The sequence below is a fragment of the Zymomonas mobilis subsp. mobilis ATCC 10988 genome, from assembly GCF_000175255.2.
GTDB lineage: Bacteria > Pseudomonadota > Alphaproteobacteria > Sphingomonadales > Sphingomonadaceae > Zymomonas > Zymomonas mobilis.
Genome location: NC_017262.1, coordinates 1,380,408 through 1,399,561 on the forward strand (window position 1 = coordinate 1,380,408; position 19,154 = coordinate 1,399,561).

Below are 19,154 nucleotides of genomic sequence, written 5' to 3' on the forward strand. Positions count from 1 at the left end.
TTATGGGTATAAAGTATTTATTTATTGGATATAAATTATTAAATAATGTTATATTATATTTCATCTTTTGAAAAATAAAGAGATCGACTATACAATAAAGGATAAAAAAGGATGCCATCACCCTAAATTAAAAATAAAAAACTAATTAAAATTAAAATAATTAAACAAATAAAAAAATAAAACAAAATCTATTTTACAGTAATTTTAAAAATAAAAAATTAACTTTATTTGGAATTAAGAGTTTTTTTGAAAAAGACCTATTCAATAACCTAAAATTTTCAGATTATTTTCATCTAAAAAATATACCGCCGTTAACAAGAGACAAATCCACAGACAGCTTTCCCTTATCGAGTCGCTTCTTTCGAGTCGGATAGCGACGACTCGACAGTTATTTATCCTTCATTCAGCCCTATGGAACGCCCTGAGGTGCTCAATTTCATCCTCTTTCGGAAAGAAAAAAGGACAGCCCTTTTATCCACTCAATTTCTGTGGATAAGCCTGTGGATAACTAAGGTATAAAAATGGGGATAACTACTGACTCCCCAGTTATCCACAAAGTTATCCCAACTATCCACATCCATTCCACAGAGTTATCCACAGGATAAGCCATTTTATACAAAGACAATCTATTATGTGTATAACTCATACGACTCCGTAAGACTCAATGAGTCGCAACAAGCATAAATTGTGGATAACTCCGTGGATAAAAATGTTATCCCCATTATCCACAGCCCCAACAACAGCAACAACCATTTAAAGATTCTTAAGGATAGTTATGGGTAAATCGCGAAAAAAGCCTGACGCACCCCTGTTAAAGCTCCTCGCAGGCCAAAAGCTAACAACGCCTCCGATATGGCTTATGCGGCAGGCGGGACGCTATTTGCCCGAATACCGAAAATTACGAGAACAGAAGGCGGGATTCTTACCGCTGGTCGAAGATTCCGAAGCCGCCGCTGAAGCGACTTTGCAGCCGATCAACCGTTTTCATTTCGATGCCGCTATTCTTTTCTCGGATATTCTGGTTATTCCCTATACCCTTGGACAGGATCTTACTTTCGTCAAAGGGGAAGGGCCCAAGCTTACCCCGGCTTTGGTCAATCATCGTCTGGATCTTCTGACAAAGCTTCCCGATCGCCTAACTCCGATTTATGAAACCGTCCGTCGGGTAGCCCATAGACTTTCTCCTGAAACAACCTTTCTCGGCTTCGCGGGCAGCCCTTGGACTGTCGCCACCTATATGGTCGCAGGGGAAGGTAGCCGCGATCAAGCGGTCACAAGGGCAATGGCCTATCGTGACCCACAGGCTTTTTCAGAAATTATCGAAGCGATCATTGATCTGACGGTTCTCTATCTCGATGGTCAGATCGAAGCCGGTGTCGATGCGGTGCAGCTTTTTGACAGTTGGGCAGGAACCTTATCGCCACAACAATTTGAACGCTGGGTCATCGACCCAACGGCACGTCTGGTTGAAAAATTACGGGAAAAGCACCCCAATATTCCGATCATCGGCTTTCCCAAAGGTGCCGCTAGCCGGATCAAGGCTTATATTGCCGATACCCAAGTCACGGCGATCGGTCTTGATGAAACTATCGACCCTTATTGGGCAGATCAATATCTACCCGCTGATTTTCCGGTTCAGGGCAATCTCGACCCCTTGGTGCTTCTTGCAGGTGGCGAGGCTTTGGATCAATCTATCACGACTATTCTTGACGCTTTTTCCGAAAGGCCGCATATCTTCAATCTAGGTCACGGGATTCTTCCCCAAACACCGCTCACCCATGTCAGCCATCTTCTGGAAAAAATACGGGGATAACCTGAAAACCAAAAGAGGCTGGCGGTTCTCTATGCCAATTTTTCAAATTTTGGTAAAGAATAGACCAAACAAAGACGTATAATTTGAGGATTAGCCTGTGATTGAATGGATGGGTTTTCTTGATAATCTTTACCCTTGGATCAAATCGGCTCATGTTATTTTTGTGATTTTCTGGATGGCTGGTCTTTTTACCTTACCGCGCTATTGCATTTACCACAGCCAAACCACCCCGGGTTCTGTCGAGGATTTGAAATGGCAAAATCGTGAAACTCGGTTGCGCCATATCATTTTGACACCCTCGCTTATCCTCTCTTGGGTTTTTGGCCTGTTATTGGCTGTGCATATCGGTGCTTTCGTGATCGGCCATTGGTTTCATGTCAAATTGCTGGCCGTCATCATTTTAACGGCCTATCATGGCTGGTCTGTCGCTTATGCCAAAAAGCTGGCCAAGGGTTTTCGTCCGGCCAGTGAGCGCGGTCTCCGATTGATGAACGAAGTCCCGGGCATTATCGCTGCCATTGCGGTGATCTTGGCGATCATCAAACCTTTTTGACGCCAAAGGCAAAAAGAGTCCGGCTTCCTGATCTTGACTCTGAAAAATAATATCTTTAAGCGGGTTTCCCAACGGTGCCCGCTTTTCTATCCAAAGGGTAATCTTTTTCACATCACTATTCTGATCCTTTCTATCATTTCTCAGGCAATAACTTTCATCTTGCCCCTACGGGACTCCCCGACATGCATCTAAAAGATCTCAAACAAAAAACGCCCTCTGAACTCGTCAAAATGGCCGAAGAACTTGGAATCGAGGGGGCTTCGACATTACGCAAGCAAGACCTCCTTTTTGCCATTCTCAAGGTTCAGGCCGAAAGAGGCGACCAGATTATGGGCTTGGGGACGATCGAGGTTTTGCCTGACGGATTCGGCTTTTTGCGCAGCCCCGAGGCTAACTATCTAGCCGGTCCCGATGATATCTATGTTTCTCCCAATCAGGTCAGAAAATTTGGCCTACGGACGGGCGATACCGTAGAAGGCGAAATTCGGGGGCCCAAAGATAGCGAACGCTATTTTGCCCTGACCAAGCTGATTTCGGTTAATTTCGACAATCCCGATAATGTCCGTCATCGCGTCAATTTTGACAATCTGACGCCGCTTTATCCTTCCGAAAAACTCAATCTCGATATCAGTGATCCGACCAACAAGGATAAATCGGCACGCGTTATTGATATTGTTGCCCCACAGGGTAAAGGGCAGCGTTCCTTGATCGTTGCGCCACCACGGGTCGGTAAAACGGTCTTATTACAGAATATCGCGCGGGCGATTTCGGAAAATCACCCCGAAGTTTTCCTGATTGTGCTGCTGATTGATGAACGTCCTGAAGAAGTCACGGATATGCAGCGTTCAGTTAAAGGGGAGGTGATTTCCTCTACCTTTGATGAACCAGCACAACGCCATGTGCAGGTGGCCGAAATGGTCATTGAAAAGGCGAAAAGACTGGTCGAACATAAAAAAGACGTGGTTATTCTGCTGGATTCCGTGACCCGCCTTGGCCGTGCTTATAACACGGTGGTGCCGTCCTCCGGTAAAGTCTTGACGGGGGGTGTTGATGCCAACGCCCTGCAACGCCCAAAACGCTTTTTCGGGGCAGCCCGTAATATCGAAGAAGGCGGCTCGCTTTCTATCATCGCCACGGCCTTGATCGACACCGGCAGCCGTATGGACGAAGTCATCTTTGAAGAATTCAAAGGAACGGGTAACTCCGAAGTCGTTCTGGATCGCAAAGTCGCTGACAAACGGATCTTCCCAGCTATGGATGTGGGTAAATCTGGTACCCGCAAGGAAGAATTGCTGGTTGATAAAGACACGCTTTCCAAAATGTGGGTGCTGCGTCGTATCCTGATGCAAATGGGAACGGTGGATGCGATGGAATTCTTGCTCGACAAGATGAAGGATTCCAAAACCAATGAAGATTTCTTCGCGTCAATGAATCACTAGGATAAAACAGAAGCGTTACTTTTTAATGACAAGAAAAAGAGAGCCATCTCCTACAGGCTCTCTTTTCAACTTGAGAAAAATCGCTGTTTTTTCTTTTTGTTTTTTCAGAAAGACTGGCATCCCAAGCGTCAAAACTGTTTTATCTTTTGTTTAATCCACAAAGTTATCCACAGGCTGGGGATAACTTTGTGGAATAGTTTTTTCTTCTTCAAGAAAACCGACGGGTCTTTTCTTTGAACCGTCGGTTTTTCTCAAAACAACCTTGCGATTAGCCCTGAAATTAAGGCGGCTTTTAAGGAATAAGTACCGTAGATCCGGTCGTTTTCCGGCTTTCCAGTAATTGATGGGCTTTCGCCACTTCAGTCAGAGGGAAACGCTGGTTAATTTCGACTTTCAGGATATTTTTACGTAATAAGGCGAATAATTTCTGACTAGCTGTGGTTAAATCCACAGAGTTATCCACATAATCAATAAGGCGCGGACGGCTTGTATAAATGGATCCGGCTTTGCTCAATTCTAAAGGCGATAAAGCGGGAACGGGGCCACTAGCATTGCCGTAAACAACCCATAATCCTTTTTTTCTCAAAGAGGCGATTGAGCTTTTCCAGCTATCGGCACCGACGCTATCAAGCACGGCATGAACGCCTTCGCCGTGATTCTGTTTCCGCACCCAATCTGGTAAATCGCTATAGGGCAGGGTCGTCACATAATCGGCACCATTCGCCTTTACTTTGGCGGGTTTTTCTTCAGTGCTGGTATGGGCAAAAACCGTAACACCCAAATATTTCAGCCAAGGTATCAACAAGCTACCGACACCGCCAGCGGCTGCCAAAACCATGACTTTCGGTGCTTCACCTTCGATTGCAGCATGGGCAAGGCATTTTTCAGCAAGCATCCAGCTCGTCATGCCTTTTAAAAGAACGGCTGCTGCCGTCTCTGCCGAAATATCATCTGGCAAAGCCACTAATTCGCTAGCATCGACAATCCGATGGGTTGCATAGGCACCGGGCTTCGAGGTAAAAATAGCCACCCGATCACCGGCTTTAAAACCCTTAACCTTATCACCGACAGCTTCGATAACACCTGCGGCTTCACAGCCTAAATTCGCGGGGAAATCCTGTTTATACAGACCGGAACGATGATAAATATCAATAAAGTTAAGACCAATAGCCTGATGCCGTAATAAAACTTGGCCTGCTTCTGGCTTCATCTTGCTAAGATCAAGCGGTTTCTTGACCAGAACTTCAGGGCCTCCGGCTTTTTCAGCGATAATCGCATAGGCTTCACTCATCATAAATTCCTTTCAATAAAATCGAGACTCCGCTGATCGGCTAATTCGGCCGATTTTTCAGCGCGTCTTTTCCCTTTTTCGGTCGCAAAACCGTGACCCGCTTCGGGATAGACATAAAGCAATGCTTGTTTTTGCTCTGCAAAAGCAGAACGGATGGTTTTAATGGCCTGCTCCGAAACAAAATTGTCGTGATCTCCGAAATGCAGCAAGAGAGGCGGATGATCTGCCTTTATTTCAGAAAGATGCTGGTCAATATCGACAGCATAATAGCAAACAGCGGCATCGACTTTTTTTCTGGCTGCCAGAATGAAAGATAAAAAGCCGCCAAGACAATATCCAACAGTAGCAATCTTACAATCAGGCTGTTTTGATCGAGCATATTGAATAGCGGCTTCGACAGTGGCCAAAGCCGCTTCATTCTCCAACTTCTGGTAATAGAGCATCGCCTGCTGCATCTCTTCGGGAAGATCGGGATCAAGCTCGACCTCCGGCGCAATTTTCCAGAAAAGATCAGCTGCAATGGCGAAATATCCGGCCTTGGCCCAGCGATCGACTCGCCAACGGATGCCGCTATTCAATCCAAATATTTCGGGAATAACGACAATAACGCCCTTTGGTTTGTGATCGGGAAGGGCGTAATAGGCTGGAATCTGATGGCATTTATCCACAGAAGGGATGGCTATTTTCTGACCCAAAATCATATCCTTTGAAAGCCTGCTTTTTTATCAAGATAAGCGGTGCTCGCCGGATAGAAAGCGGCCATCCCGTCAAAATACGCCCAAAGCCCGAAAAAACACGCTTATTTTATAAAGAAAAGGAACCGCGATGAAGCCGCTCATGGTCAATCAGCCATGCTTTTGTGGTGATACCTTCTCCGGCAGAATACTGTCCTAAACTCCCATCGGCCTTAATAATCCGATGGCAAGGCACAATCAGAGCCAAAGGATTTCTGGCACAGGCCTGTCCAATTGCCCGCGCACCGGATTCTGCCTTTATAGCCAACTGGCGATAGCTGGCGGTCTCACCATAAGGAATCTGGCATAATGCCTGTCTTATGGCTTCTCCTCTTGCCGTTTTCGCAGGTTGAAGCGGCAAATCAAAACTGAAAACTTTTCCGGTAAAATAGGCTTCAATCTGGGCAACCACTTCCTTCAATAGCGGTGATTGCTTGAGAATAGCGGCCAAATCCTGTTTTTCGGGCTTTTTCATCGCAGGCGGCATAATAGCCACCCGCTCAAGATATTGGTCAGAAGCCTGAAGAGAAAACAAACCAATAATGGTCGGATAATAAAGCTGTGGCATCATTTTTGTCTTTGATAATGAGGCCTAAATCTTACCATAAAAAATCCACAGCTGCTTTTATTATTCTGCTGTTCTTCTCCCATAAATCAAAAGCCTATAACGGGTGACAGAAGTCACGCTTCACGCTAAAAGTTCAGAAAATCCTTCCGCCATCCTCAATACATATCCGCGATCAACAGGGCTTTTCCGCTATGAAAACCATCTTTGCCTTATCTTCAGGTCGTCCACCGGCAGGCATTGCAGTGATCCGGATCAGCGGCTCTGCGGCTGCGGATACCGCCTGCCTTCTCACGCGCAAAAAAATCCCTGAAGCCAGACGCGCGGTTTTGCGTAATCTCTATGATCCTGATAGCGGCGAGCAACTGGATCAATCCCTTTTGCTCTGGTTACCCGCCCCAAAAACCGTGACCGGAGAAGACCTGCTGGAACTTCATGTCCATGGGGGCAGGGCAGTGATTGATGCCGTGCTAAAAACTTTAGAAAAACTGCCGGATTTACGCCCTGCCGAGGCAGGCGAATTTACCCGCCGTGCTTTTGAAAATGGAGTTATCAGCCTTCACGAAGCTGAAGGCCTAGGCGATTTATTAACAGCGGAAACCGCCAGCCAAAGACGCGCTGCCTTGATGATGAGCGGGGGTGCCTTGGGGCGACAAATCAGCGCATGGCAAGACAGGCTTCTGGCTCTCTCCGGTCAAATTGAGGCCAGTTTTGACTTTGCCGAAGACATTGAAGAAGACGAAACCGAAAGCCGCCAGCATCTCGCTGTGATGAAAGACAAAATAGCCGCTCTTATCGCGGAACATCGTCAGTTTGAAAATCGTCCCACGATGGAAAGATTGCGGGATGGTTTGCGGGTTGTTTTGGCAGGTCGCCCGAATGCAGGCAAATCAACGCTGATCAACGCCCTTACCGGACAGGATATAGCGATCACAGCTCCGATAGCAGGCACAACCCGCGATGTGATCGAGGTCAGCTTTGCCCTAAAAGGCATCCCGATGCGCTTTTCTGATACGGCAGGATTGCATGAATCCGATGATTTGATCGAAAAAGCGGGCATCGAACGCGCTCAAAGGGCCATTGAAGAAGCGGATATTCTTTTATGGCTCGGACAAGCGGAAGAGGCTCCCAAAACAGACGGCGAAGTCTTGGTGCTTTATCCGCAAATAGACTTGCCGAAACGTCATCCGATACCAGAAAAAATTGACATCGCCGTTTCGGCTGTCACTGGCGAAGGTATTGATCGCTTGCAAGAAAAGCTGGTCGAAATCGGGAAAAAAATACTCCCCAAAGAAGATGAGGTTACTTTAAACCGCCGCCAACGCCAATTGGTCAAGGAGGCCGCCGATAGCCTCGCTTTGGCCTTGGAGGCCGAAGATATGCTGATCATGGCCGAAGCTATCCGGCAAGCCTGTCGTTGTTACGACCGGCTCACCGGAAAAGCAGGTGTTGAAAATATGCTCGACAATCTGTTCAGCCGCTTTTGTATTGGCAAGTAAAATCTACAGACTGACATCGACCTTAAAGTAATAAAATCCGCCATTCATGCCTAATTGTGAGGTATTCATGTCATATTTGTGAATACCTATATAGCGATGCGCTAAAGGCAAACGTGTTGGATATCGATTAAACAAATTATTGGCACCAGCTGTCAAAGCCAGCTTGGCATTCACTCGATAGGTTATATCAAGATTGGTGGTATATTTAACCCGATTATGAAAAGGAAAGAATTCATAATTCGATAACAGATTTGTATTGGCCGCCCCGCCATAGTAAGAAAGCTGCGAGGTTGTATGTCCCCAACGGATTTCATGCAGGCCGACAATCCATTTTTTATCGCCACTGGTGAATTGACCGCCCCAGATAATTTTACTGCGTGGATAAGCGCTGGTGATATAGGCAATGCTTTGCTTGGTCAGAAGATCATTGCCATCAGCATCTTTTCCCTGATGAGTCAAAATCGTGCGATTGATATTGGCGGCTACACTCCAATCGATATGGCCGATATCGCCTAAATAGGTTGGATAGCTGGCGGTAATATCAATACCTCGAGTGCGGGTATTGGCGACATTGGCAAACCAATGGGCATAAATAGAAGCGGGTGTCCAACTGGCCGCTGCCGCTGGCAAATTAAAGCCATCTAAGGCCAAGGCACTAGAGGCTTGATCTCCATAGATATTACCACCGGGTAAGATCTGCCCCCGTAATTTTATCTGATAGACATCGGCTGTAATATGTAGCCTTTTGATCGGTTCAAAAGTGACACCGGCCGTTATATTGGTTGAATGTTCCGGCTTCAATTTTTCAGAACCATTGGCCAAAGCCCCGACAGAACTCGGGCTGATAATACCCCCCGCTTGGGTTGGATAAAAAGTAACGGCGCTATAATATTCCTGTGCCAAGGTTGGAGCATGAAAGGCATTTGAAATAGTGCCTCTGAATCCTAACCATTTGAAAGGATCATAGCGCAAGGCAACCTTTCCGGTTTTGGTATCCCCGACATCAGAATAATGCTCGTAACGTCCTGCGACATCAATCTGTAGCTGTTTGACCAAATGGGTCGCTACATCGAAGTAACCGCCAAAGACATTTCGGCTGAATTTGCCTGCACTTTGGGCAGGTATACCGGGAAGAGCTTCTGACCCGCTGCCATAGGCAGATTCAAAACTACCTGCACCAATAGTATAGCTTTCATACCGATGGGTTGCGCCTCCTGCTACATTGATTACATGGGGCCAGCCGTTAATATGGAAAGCCTTGCTGAAATCAATACTATTGCTCCATTGCTGATTATTGAAACGCTGGGCATTTTTAAAATTCGTCGGGGCTAGACCGGTATCTTTTGAAAGCTGAAGATTAGCCGAGTTTTTGACTCCGATACTATCATAATCACGACCATAAACGCTGGATACATCCCAATTCCAGCCTTTGATCTGGCCTTTTAATCCGCCCGTTATTTCCCAGTCATTTTCATTAATGGTATCAACCGGCAAATAGCCATTGGGATAAATTGCGGCATAAGCCGGATAATCCGTCAAGGTAGAAGCAAGACGCGTGATTTCATTGGCTTCGGCATAACGATGAGCATAGGTAACCAGACCATAGGCCTCGATATTATCGGTAATTTCGTAACCACCTTTGATTGCAAAACTTTCCCGTGTCTGTTCGGGCTGACCCAAAAATTTGTCTTTACTGTTGGTGCGTAAATCTTTTGAACTGCGATAGGTATGATTTTGGCGTAAAAAATCACCGCTGACATGCAAATAACCGCGTGATCCCAATTTGGTGCCACCATCCAGATAAACGCCTTGCTGAAAGCCGTCTTTAGCCGCGGTAATGCCCGTCAAAGTCTGGGCGTGAAAACCGTGATCCTGTTTTTTCAAAATAACATTGACAACACCGGCCACCGCATCGGAACCATATTGGGCAGAAGCTCCATCTCGTAAAACCTCAATATGGTCAATGGCCGCCATCGGAATCATATCGATATCTACGGGCGTTGTCCCTTGTTGCGGGCCTGCGACAGCAGAAAGATTAGCTGTGGTATGACGGCGTTTACCGTCTACCAAAACAAGGGTTTCATTAGAATTTAACCCCCTCAAACTCAAAGAATCGGTCAAGGCGCCGCTATCAAATCCAGCATTGGGAACGCTTAAGGAAGGCAATAATTGCGTCAGAGCATCGCGTAAACTGGGCATCCCCGTCTGGGTCAGTTGTTTCGCTGAAATAATATCAATTGGAGAAATGCTTTCACTTGCCTTTTTACCCGTCTCTCGGGTGCCGGTAACAATAATGGCATCTCCATTATTGACCGTGATATTATTTTTGTCGGCAGCTAAAACGGTATAAGGATATTGAAAAACACCGCATAAAAAAGAAAGATATAATCCTCCTTTTGGTATAAAATTTTTCATACCAAACCCCCATTTTAATTTTTAAATAAGAATCTCCTTGTTTTTAAATTTATATAACAATTTTTTACATTTAAAGTAATAATATTTAAATGATGTTAAAATAAAAATATATTGCTTAAGTTTTTTAAAAATATAAAATACTGCGCAATTATTACAGATTAACCTGAAAAAATAAGATTTATATTTATATTAATAAGCTGATAAATTGAGATAAAATCTCAAAAAAATATAAATTTCTCGGATGAGATCGTAAAATAATCTGATTAAAAATAAATATAAGGAAACAAGAAGGCTATATTATTGAAAAATATATTGTTTATTCATCAGATATAGCCTTAATTTAATTAAATACTACCAGCTAAAATAGCCGCATATTTACTCGGTACAAATTCAATGATTTCGTAATCAGCTATTCCCTCTATCGAGAAGGGATCTTCTAACAAAATTTTTTCCAAATCCTCGCGTTTTATTTTACTGTTCACCAGTATAATACCAAAATTACTTGGGATATTGGCTATAAAATCTAGAAAATATTTAAAAATTTAATTCCATTCATAGTGAACAACAAACATAGAATAGTCTCCTACCATGCATAGGCTTCAGGCGCTTCTCCCTTTGGCCCCGGCCAAATCTCATCAAGTTTTTGTAAAATTTCAGGCGAAAGAGTGCAGGATAAGGCCTTAAAATTTTGATGGAGTTGTTCAACTGTGCGGGGGCCTGTGATGGCGGCTGTCACGACCGGATTATGCAGCACCCATGCCAAGGCCACTTCTGCGGGATGGCGGCCTAATTCACGACATAAATCTTCATAGGCCTCTAATTGTGGATAAAATTTATCCACTTGCTGAAAAATGTGAGGTGCTTTTTGGGTACCTTTTTTAAGATCCTGCAATACGCCGCTTAGCAAACCCATCCCGACCGGACTCCATGGGATAAGCCCTATTCCATAATAACGTAATGCCGGAATGACCTCTAATTCAATACTGCGCTGGGTAAGGTTATAAAGGCTTTGTTCGGAAGCTAATCCTAACAAATGCCGCGAGGTCGCAACATTTTGTGCAGTGGCTATATCCCAGCCAGCAAAGTTACTGCTACCCACATAAGTAATTTTGCCTTCACGGATTAACTGCTCCATGGCCTGCCAGATTTCTTCCCATGGCGTATGTCTATCAACGTGATGCATCTGGTACAGATCGATATGATCGGTTTTTAATCTCCGCAGGCTATCTTCACAGGCGCGCCGGATATGATAGGCTGACAAATGGCGATCATTAGGACCTGTTCCCATGGGTTGATAGACTTTGGTCGCCAGAACGATTTTGTCGCGACGGCCTCCTTGGGATAACCAGTTACCGATAATTTCTTCAGAAAGGCCAAAACCTTGTTCCATATCAGGCGATTGGGGGCCACCATAAACATCGGCAGTATCAAAAAAATTGATGCCATGCTCCAAAGCCTCATCCATTATTTCGAAGCTGGTAATTTCATCGGTCAAATATCCGAAATTCATTGTACCCAATTCTAACCGGCTTACTTTTAATCCGGTACGACCCAAATACGTATAATCCATTTCTAATAATCCTTATTTTTAATTAAAATCTATAAAGGAATTTTACTTTTAAATATTCTGGAATTATTATCTTTGTCATCACTGGTGACGATGAAGATTTCATTACTCTCTTTATTGATAGCCATACTTGTTGTTCTTAAATTATGGCCTTCATCTCGACGAGGTAGTAGTATTTGAGCAAAGGCTATCCCTTGAGGAGAGAAGACCAGAACGCGCCCCTGACCATAGATCGCGACATAAATATTGCCGTTTTTATCGGTTCTGGTGGAATCGGGGGCCGCCCCCGTAAAATAATAAACCGCGTTAGTATCTAAAGGGACGATATGTGTCGGATCAGAGAGGGTTAAGCGGTATAAAATATTTCGGGCAAATTCCGTCACCCATACTTCTTTTCCGTTTGGGCTGATAGCAATGCCATTTGCCATTGCCAGATGGGGAAAAACGCTAACAGCGTTCTTCTTTTCAGGCGGAAGATAATAAATCCCGCCAGAAGGGTCAGTCGCATTACCGCGAAAATCGGATATATAAAGACCACCCAAGCGATCAAAAACAACATCATTTGGTAGCAGGCCAGCCGATACGGGAATAAGTATTTTTAGATTTTTTCCTTCGTGATCAAGGCTCAATATCGCCCCTTTATTTTGGGCAATATCCAATGAGGCAATAATAATATGCCCTGTTTGATCAATGGCTAAACCACCAAGACTGATATCATTCCGGTGAAATAGCGTTGATATTTCTTTATTTTTGCTGATGCGTAATATTCTTTTCCCGCTCAAATCAGAGAGAAGAAGCTTGCCATCTTGTTCAAATACAGGGCCTTCAACGCCGTGAACGTCTGGCAGAGTTAGCCATTCCTCTGCAAAAACAGTCTGTAAATTCTGCTCAGAAGCGGGAATTGGGGCAAGGGAAGACTCTTTTTTTAGGTAGTTTTCAGCATATCCTTTTTGTTCGAAAAAGAGATATGAAAACACTAAAGTACAAGCAAGACCAAAAAGTTTAAAAATACAAGCAAGCATTGTGTTCTCCTGCTACGAGAACACTTTAATTCTAAAATATATTTTTGATTAGATATATAATTAAAAAGATAGTTATGAATATGATTCATGAATATTTTTTGAGATTAAAAATCCTCTATTTGAAATAGTATTATTAGGCTTTGTTATTAACGGATATTGTTATTTATAGAGATTAAGCAGGCCATTTCAAAAATATCGAGATGATGCGCTCTCTATCAATTTTTGCTTTCTCTCTCTGTTCCACGTGAAACAAAAAGGCCGCATTCCGACAAATTACAGGCTCTTTTCAGGCTTAAAACAAGGTTGATGATTGTTTTTCATCCCGAAAACTGTTTGATAGCTTTTTTCTGTTTCTCCCGTCTGGATGATTTTTATCCCTGTTATGAAAGAGTTTTTCGACATTGTAGTCATAGGCGGCGGTCATGCCGGTTGTGAAGCTGCGGCGGTCGCCGCTCGTATGGGGGCGAAAACCGCTCTTGTGACGATGGACAGCGAACAGATCGGGGCAATGTCCTGTAATCCTGCAATCGGTGGATTGGGAAAAGGTCATCTGGTGCGTGAAATTGACGCATGGGATGGCTTGATGCCTCATGCGGCCGATTATGCGGCTATTCATTACCGGATGCTCAACCGCAGTAAAGGCAGCGCGGTGCAAGGGCCCCGCATACAGGCTGACCGCAATCGCTATAAAAAAGCTATCCAGACGGCCTTAAAAGAACAAGCGCATCTTACCATTATTGAAGGCATGGCTGAATCCTTCCAGATGGATAAAGGCAAGGTCAAAGCTGTTCTTTTAGCGGATGGTCGTTCGCTAAAGACTGAAAGCGTGGTGCTTACAACGGGTACTTTTTTGGATGCGTGGTTGTTCTGCGGCGAAAAGAAATGGCGGGGCGGCCGGATCGGTGAACAACCTTCCATCGGTCTCGCTGAACAATTGAAAGCCCTTGATTTACCTCTGGGCAGATTAAAAACTGGCACACCGGCAAGACTGGATGGTCGAACTATCGACTGGGCAAGATTACAACGCCAGCCTTCTGATGAAGACGCTTGGACAATGGCCAGTTATGGCACGGGGCGGGTAGCCCCTCAAATTGCTTGTTCTTTGACGCGCAGTAATCAAAAAACCCATGATATTATTCGGGCTGGACTGGATCGCTCACCACTTTTTAGTGGCGCGATAGAGGGGCGGGGGCCTCGCTATTGCCCCTCTATTGAAGATAAAATCATGAAATTCGGTGATCGTGACGGGCATCAGATTTTTCTTGAACCAGAAGGACTTGATACACCGCTGATTTATCCGAACGGCATTTCAACCTCTCTACCGGAAGACGTGCAGCAAGCCTTTATCAACAGCATAGAAGGCCTTGAAAATACCAAAATCGTGCAATTCGGCTATGCCGTCGAATATGAATTTATTGACCCGCGCAGCCTGACCCATCAACTGGAATTAAAGGCCTTGAAGGGCGTTTTCTGCGCTGGTCAAATTAACGGCACCACGGGGTATGAAGAGGCCGCCGCTCAAGGTCTGGTGGCGGGTATCAGCGCGGCTTGCGCGGTCGCCGGAAAAGCGCCTCCGGTTTTCGACCGTCGTAATAGTTATATCGGGGTAATAATCGACGATCTGGTTTTACAAGGCGTTACCGAACCTTATCGGATGCTGACGGCCAGAGCCGAATATCGTCTTGGTCTCCGTGCCGATAATGCCGTGACCCGTCTATCTGGTCAGGCCAAGGCCTTCGGTGCCTTGGGGACTGAAATGACGGATTTCGTTACCAAAAGATTGGCAGAACGTGAAAAATGCCAAAAATTATTGGAAAAAGCAGCCAGCAGTCGGGATATGCAAGCCGTCGGTGCTAATGTCACCGAAGGGGCATCGCATAGCTTATTTGAATGGCTTCGTTTCCCAGCGGTGACGCGGCAACATCTCGAAGCGCTTATACCGGAACTGACAGAATTCTCGGATGCGGTCGTCTCTGAAATAATCGACGACGGGCGTTATGCGCCTTATCTTGAAAGACAGGATGCCGAACTGGCGCGTTTGGCGGGGCATGACAATATGCCGCTTCCGGCTGAACTCGATTATGCGACTATTGCGGGTCTTTCTAATGAAATGGTCGAAAAATTTTCGGCTGCCCGTCCGCCTGACATGGCCTCCGCTTCACGGGTAAGAGGCGTTACACCGGCTGCGTTGGCCGCTATTTTAATTCATGCAAAAAAAGTGACCTTATGACACGGGAAGAAGCGCTCCTCTGGCTCGACCAGCATATCGGTATTTCACGTGAAACAGTGGAAAAGCTCGATGCTTTTGTCGCTTGCCTTCATGCGGAAATGGCGCATCAAAATTTGATCGCTCGCTCGACGGTCGATGATTTATGGGGGCGTCATATTATTGATTCCGCCCAACTTCTGCCCTTGGCCAGAAAGGAAGCCGCTTTTAACAAAAAAGCCTCTCCTAAAAGCTGGCTCGATCTGGGCAGCGGTGCGGGGTTTCCGGGCATCATCATTGCCATTCTTTCCGAAATGGCGGTGACTTTGGTTGAATCCCGCCGAAAAAGAGTTGAATTTTTAGAAAAAGCCGCTGAAGCTGCCGGAACACCTGTCACTATTTTAGGGCAAAGGCTGGAAAATATCGAACCCCAAGCCTTTGATATTATTACAGCCCGCGCCTTCGCGCCTCTGGATAAATTATGGCGACTGGCCTTTCCTTTCTCTCACAAGGAAAGCCTATGGCTGCTTCCCAAAGGGCAAAATGCGCGGACGGAACTAGAAGAGACCCGTAAATTATGGCAAGGTGATACCCGAATAGAGGGGAGCGTCACCGATCCGCAATCGGCGATTATTGTCGCGACCCATATTCACCCCAAAAAACAAAAAACGGGGAAGAAAACGTGATCAGAATCGCTATCGCCAATCAAAAAGGCGGCGTTGGAAAAACAACTTCTGCGATTAACCTTTCAACCGCTTTGGCGGCTATTGGCTGGCGGGTGCTGGTCATTGATTTTGATCCTCAAGGGAACGCCTCAACTGGCCTCGGTATCAAACACGAACATCGTCGGGTTTCTGCCTATCAGGTGCTAACCGGCGAGGCGGCTTTGACCGAAGGTGTGGTGAAAACGGCGGTTCCGGGATTGGAGATTATTCCGGCAACGGTCGATCTTTCCGGTGCAGAAATTGATCTTCTCAGTATCGGGGAAAGAACCCATCGACTGGCGCATGTGCTCGACACCGCGCCGCCTGACCGTTGGGATGCCTGTCTGATTGACTGTCCGCCCTCATTGGGACTTTTGACCGTCAATGCTCTTGTTGCTGCCCATAAATTGATGGTGCCGCTGCAATGTGAATTTTTTGCCCTCGAAGGTTTGAGCCAGCTTCTAACCACTATCGAACGGGTGCGGTCACGCTTTAATCCCAGCCTGTCTATCCTCGGGGTTACGCTTACCATGTATGACCGCCGTAACCGGCTGTCCGATCAGGTCGCCGATGATGTGCGGGAAGTCTTGGGGCGGGTCGTTTTTAACACGACTATTCCTCGTAATGTTCGACTTTCCGAAGCGCCGAGCCATGGTATCCCCGCGTTAATTTACGATCATCGTTGTGCCGGATCAGAAGCCTATATGGCTCTGGCACGTGAAGTCATCGATCGACTTTCCAGTAAGAAAACTTTTTATCAATCACAGGTATCTGCATGAGTTTCGACAAGAAAAACCGTCCTCGTAAAAAAGGCGGCCTTGGTCGCGGTCTTTCCGCTTTATTAGGCGAGATTGCCGAAGAAACATTGGGCGATAATCCAGATACTGGCAACGAAAATGCCCCCTCCGGCGCAGTTCGTAGTTTACCTGTTGCTGCTATTTTCCCGCATCCAGACCAGCCCCGCCGGATTTTTGACGAAACGGCCTTAAACGAACTCACCGAATCCATTGCCCAAAGGGGTGTTTTGCAACCGATCGTTGTCCGCCCGAAAGGAAGCGGCTGGCAAATCGTGGCAGGCGAACGCCGCTGGCGGGCTGCCCAGCGGGCAAGGCTGCATGATATTCCTGTTATTGTTCGGGAATTTGACGAATCCGAAACGCTGGAAGTTGCTCTGATCGAAAACATCCAACGCTCGGAATTAAACGCAATTGAGGAAGCCAAGGCCTATCAACGCCTTGCCGAACAATTCGGCCACAGCCCCGAAGCATTATCCAAGCTCGTTCGGAAATCCAGAAGCCATATTACCAATCTGCTCCGCCTTCTCGATTTGCCCGAGGTGGTGCAGGATGCGCTGATTACGCGACAATTAACTATGGGACATGCCCGCGCCCTGATTACCGCTCCAGACCCACAAAAGCTGGCTGAAAAGGTCATCGAAAAAGGCTTATCGGTGCGCGATACCGAAAAGCTGGTGCAGGAAATTAAAAACGGCAAGAGTAAAGAACCACCCAGCAAAGCGAAAAAAGGCCAAACGCTGGCGGCTGACGGCGATGATGCCGATATTCTAGCCTTGCAGCAATTATTGACAGAATCCCTGAAACTACCCGTCACCATCGCCTATAATGGCGAAAGCGGTACGATCAGCCTAGATTACAGCTCGATGGATGAATTAGACTTTCTCTTCCAACGGCTTTCCGGCTCTGATTTCTAAAATCCGCCAATCGTAATTGATGTGGTTTTCTCTCAGGCTTTTTCAGGCATTTTTTTATTCTTCAATAGATTAAACCCTGCGGTCGGGCTTAGTTTAATCGCGTCTATCAAAGCCAGACAAGACAGCAAGGCCACAAGAAGCAAGGCTATTCTGAAGGGCAAATCAGCTTGCTGTCCCAAATGAAACCACCGAACTGCAAGATGACTCATTCGTAAAGCGATGGCACCGACAGTAACCCCCAAACCCAAAGAAATCTGGACGAGGGTGCTAAAGAGGGTATTGGCGGTGCTCATCAATTCTTTGGGGACTTCTGAATAGGCCAACGTCACCAAAGCGGTGAATTGCAATGACCGGAATAGCCCACCTGCAAAAAGAACAAGCACAATCAACCATTCGGATTGCGGCGACAGAAAAGCGCAAGCCAAAATAGACAGACTGCAAAGGACGTTGTTCCAGATCAAAATTGGACGGAAACCAAAACGCTCGACAAGCTGGGTGGTAAAGGGCTTCATCAGCAGGTTTCCGGCGAAAATAGCGGTCAACAACGACCCCGATAAAAAGGGACTAAGTCCGAAACCTATCTGAAACATCAAAGGCAATAAAAAAGGTGTCGCACTGATGGTAATCCTGAAAATGCTACCGCCAAAAATGCTGACAGAAAAACTTTGAATTTTCAGGGTTTCGAGATGAATCATCGGATGATCGACGCGATTAAGATGACGATATCCCAAGGTCAACAGCAAGCCACCGATCAAGATCATGATACCAATCATCATCCATTGCGGTTCTGGCTGCGCCCCCATTTCAATGGAAGCCATCACGAAAAATAAGGAAAAACTGGTCAATAAAAAGCCCGGCCAGTCAAAGGGTGGTGCTTCCACTTCGCCCGATTTAGGCGCTAACAGCAACGCCGAAACAATCGCGATTAGTCCCAAAGGCAGATTAAGGTAAAATATCCACCGCCATGTCGTATGGGTGACGATCAACCCGCCAAGGACAGGGCCCAACATAGGCGCCGCCAAAGCAGGCCAGATCAAAGTTGCCATCGTTTTGACGAGCTTTTCCTTGGGCAGATTGCGAAGCACAGCCAATCGCCCGACTGGAATCATCATCGCCCCGCCCATACCCTGCATAATCCGCAACAGAACGAATTCGACCAAGCCATTCGCCAGACCGCAAAGAACAGATCCCAAGGTAAAAATGGCGATAGCAAGGGTAAAGATGCGCCGGATACCAAAGCGGTCAGCAATCCACCCGCTCACTGGAATAAAAATTCCCAAAGTCATCAAATAGGCAGAAACCCCGATATTGAGATCAATCGGAGGAACACCGAAAGTTTTGCTCATCGCGGGCAGGGCGGTGACAATAATGCTACCGTCTAAATTCTCCATAAAGGAGGTGCCAGCCACCAACAAAGATAACAGGAATAAATAGCGATCAGGGGTTAAAAAACCGGTTTTCGGCTTCGGGGGCGTCATGAAAAATCCGCTTCAATTATCGCGCTTTTTAGAACAAAAAGTCCTTTGTAATAGCGGCTATATAGGCCTTGTCATCAAAAGGTAACAGCACCTAACGGATAAAATATTTTCAGTAAGCCTTATTAAATAATATAACATTATTTCTCGAAAAATCGTT

15 protein-coding genes are annotated in these 19,154 nt (G+C 46.0%); 8 read left to right on the forward strand and 7 right to left on the reverse strand.

The window, feature by feature from the left end:
• Window positions 1-775: 775 nt before the first annotated feature.
• The 3 genes from hemE (at window position 776) to rho (ending at window position 3,805) form a co-directional block, all read left to right on the forward strand.
• The gene (gene hemE, locus ZMOB_RS06210; protein ID WP_014500921.1) at window positions 776-1,813 is read left to right on the forward strand and encodes a uroporphyrinogen decarboxylase; all 1,038 of its coding nucleotides are present in this window, start codon (window positions 776-778) and stop codon (window positions 1,811-1,813) included.
• 97 nt (window positions 1,814-1,910) lie between these two features.
• The gene (locus ZMOB_RS06215) at window positions 1,911-2,366 is read left to right on the forward strand and encodes a CopD family protein (protein WP_014500922.1); all 456 of its coding nucleotides are present in this window, start codon (window positions 1,911-1,913) and stop codon (window positions 2,364-2,366) included.
• 182 nt (window positions 2,367-2,548) lie between these two features.
• Window positions 2,549-3,805, forward strand: coding sequence for a transcription termination factor Rho (rho, locus tag ZMOB_RS06220; RefSeq protein ID WP_011241711.1), 1,257 nt, complete (start codon window positions 2,549-2,551; stop codon window positions 3,803-3,805).
• 292 nt (window positions 3,806-4,097) lie between these two features.
• Here rho and ZMOB_RS06225 read toward each other — a convergent pair whose 3' ends face one another.
• The 3 genes from ZMOB_RS06225 to ZMOB_RS06235 all read right to left on the reverse strand — a co-directional run bounded on the left by ZMOB_RS06225 (window position 4,098) and on the right by ZMOB_RS06235 (window position 6,401).
• Window positions 4,098-5,096 carry a quinone oxidoreductase family protein gene (locus ZMOB_RS06225; protein ID WP_014500923.1) on the reverse strand — a complete coding sequence of 333 codons (999 nt, stop codon included), beginning with the start codon at window positions 5,094-5,096 and terminating at the stop codon, window positions 4,098-4,100.
• Complete coding sequence (locus ZMOB_RS06230) at window positions 5,096-5,797, reverse strand: dienelactone hydrolase family protein (protein WP_014500924.1); 702 nt, start codon at window positions 5,795-5,797, stop codon at window positions 5,096-5,098. The genes ZMOB_RS06225 and ZMOB_RS06230 overlap by 1 nt, the downstream gene beginning before the upstream one ends.
• Before the next feature lie 103 nt (window positions 5,798-5,900).
• Window positions 5,901-6,401 (reverse strand): methylated-DNA--[protein]-cysteine S-methyltransferase, encoded by a 501-nt coding sequence (locus ZMOB_RS06235; protein WP_011241708.1) that lies wholly within the window; start codon window positions 6,399-6,401, stop codon window positions 5,901-5,903.
• A gap of 188 nt (window positions 6,402-6,589) precedes the next feature.
• Here ZMOB_RS06235 and mnmE point away from each other — a divergent pair, with 188 nt between their 5' ends.
• On the forward strand, window positions 6,590-7,894 hold the full coding sequence (mnmE, locus tag ZMOB_RS06240) for a tRNA uridine-5-carboxymethylaminomethyl(34) synthesis GTPase MnmE (RefSeq protein ID WP_014500926.1): 1,305 nt from the start codon (window positions 6,590-6,592) through the stop codon (window positions 7,892-7,894).
• Window positions 7,895-7,897: 3 nt separating this feature from the next.
• Here mnmE and ZMOB_RS06245 read toward each other — a convergent pair whose 3' ends face one another.
• The 3 genes from ZMOB_RS06245 to ZMOB_RS06255 all read right to left on the reverse strand — a co-directional run bounded on the left by ZMOB_RS06245 (window position 7,898) and on the right by ZMOB_RS06255 (window position 12,898).
• On the reverse strand, window positions 7,898-10,309 hold the full coding sequence (locus tag ZMOB_RS06245) for a TonB-dependent receptor plug domain-containing protein (RefSeq protein ID WP_014500927.1): 2,412 nt from the start codon (window positions 10,307-10,309) through the stop codon (window positions 7,898-7,900).
• A 583-nt stretch (window positions 10,310-10,892) separates the two neighbouring features.
• Window positions 10,893-11,879: an aldo/keto reductase gene (locus ZMOB_RS06250; protein ID WP_014500928.1), complete on the reverse strand. Its 987-nt coding sequence runs from the start codon at window positions 11,877-11,879 to the stop codon at window positions 10,893-10,895.
• Between the two features lie 29 nt (window positions 11,880-11,908).
• Window positions 11,909-12,898: an SMP-30/gluconolactonase/LRE family protein gene (locus ZMOB_RS06255; protein WP_014500929.1), complete on the reverse strand. Its 990-nt coding sequence runs from the start codon at window positions 12,896-12,898 to the stop codon at window positions 11,909-11,911.
• A 364-nt stretch (window positions 12,899-13,262) separates the two neighbouring features.
• On the opposite strand from ZMOB_RS06255, the gene mnmG reads away from it, so the two are divergent.
• Genes mnmG through ZMOB_RS06275 form a run of 4 tightly spaced genes read left to right on the forward strand, consistent with a single transcriptional unit; the run spans window position 13,263 to window position 17,519 of the window.
• Entirely contained in the window at window positions 13,263-15,128 is a 1,866-nt protein-coding gene (gene mnmG, locus ZMOB_RS06260; RefSeq protein WP_014500930.1) for a tRNA uridine-5-carboxymethylaminomethyl(34) synthesis enzyme MnmG, read from the forward strand.
• Window positions 15,125-15,790, forward strand: coding sequence for a 16S rRNA (guanine(527)-N(7))-methyltransferase RsmG (rsmG, locus tag ZMOB_RS06265; protein ID WP_012817560.1), 666 nt, complete (start codon window positions 15,125-15,127; stop codon window positions 15,788-15,790). Before mnmG ends, rsmG begins: the two co-directional genes overlap by 4 nt.
• Window positions 15,787-16,587 carry a ParA family protein gene (locus ZMOB_RS06270; RefSeq protein ID WP_014500931.1) on the forward strand — a complete coding sequence of 267 codons (801 nt, stop codon included), beginning with the start codon at window positions 15,787-15,789 and terminating at the stop codon, window positions 16,585-16,587. The genes rsmG and ZMOB_RS06270 overlap by 4 nt, the downstream gene beginning before the upstream one ends.
• Window positions 16,584-17,519: a ParB/RepB/Spo0J family partition protein gene (locus ZMOB_RS06275; protein ID WP_014500932.1), complete on the forward strand. Its 936-nt coding sequence runs from the start codon at window positions 16,584-16,586 to the stop codon at window positions 17,517-17,519. The genes ZMOB_RS06270 and ZMOB_RS06275 overlap by 4 nt, the downstream gene beginning before the upstream one ends.
• Before the next feature lie 32 nt (window positions 17,520-17,551).
• Here ZMOB_RS06275 and ZMOB_RS06280 read toward each other — a convergent pair whose 3' ends face one another.
• Window positions 17,552-18,997: an MFS transporter gene (locus tag ZMOB_RS06280; RefSeq protein ID WP_014500933.1), complete on the reverse strand. Its 1,446-nt coding sequence runs from the start codon at window positions 18,995-18,997 to the stop codon at window positions 17,552-17,554.
• Window positions 18,998-19,154: the final 157 nt, after the last annotated feature.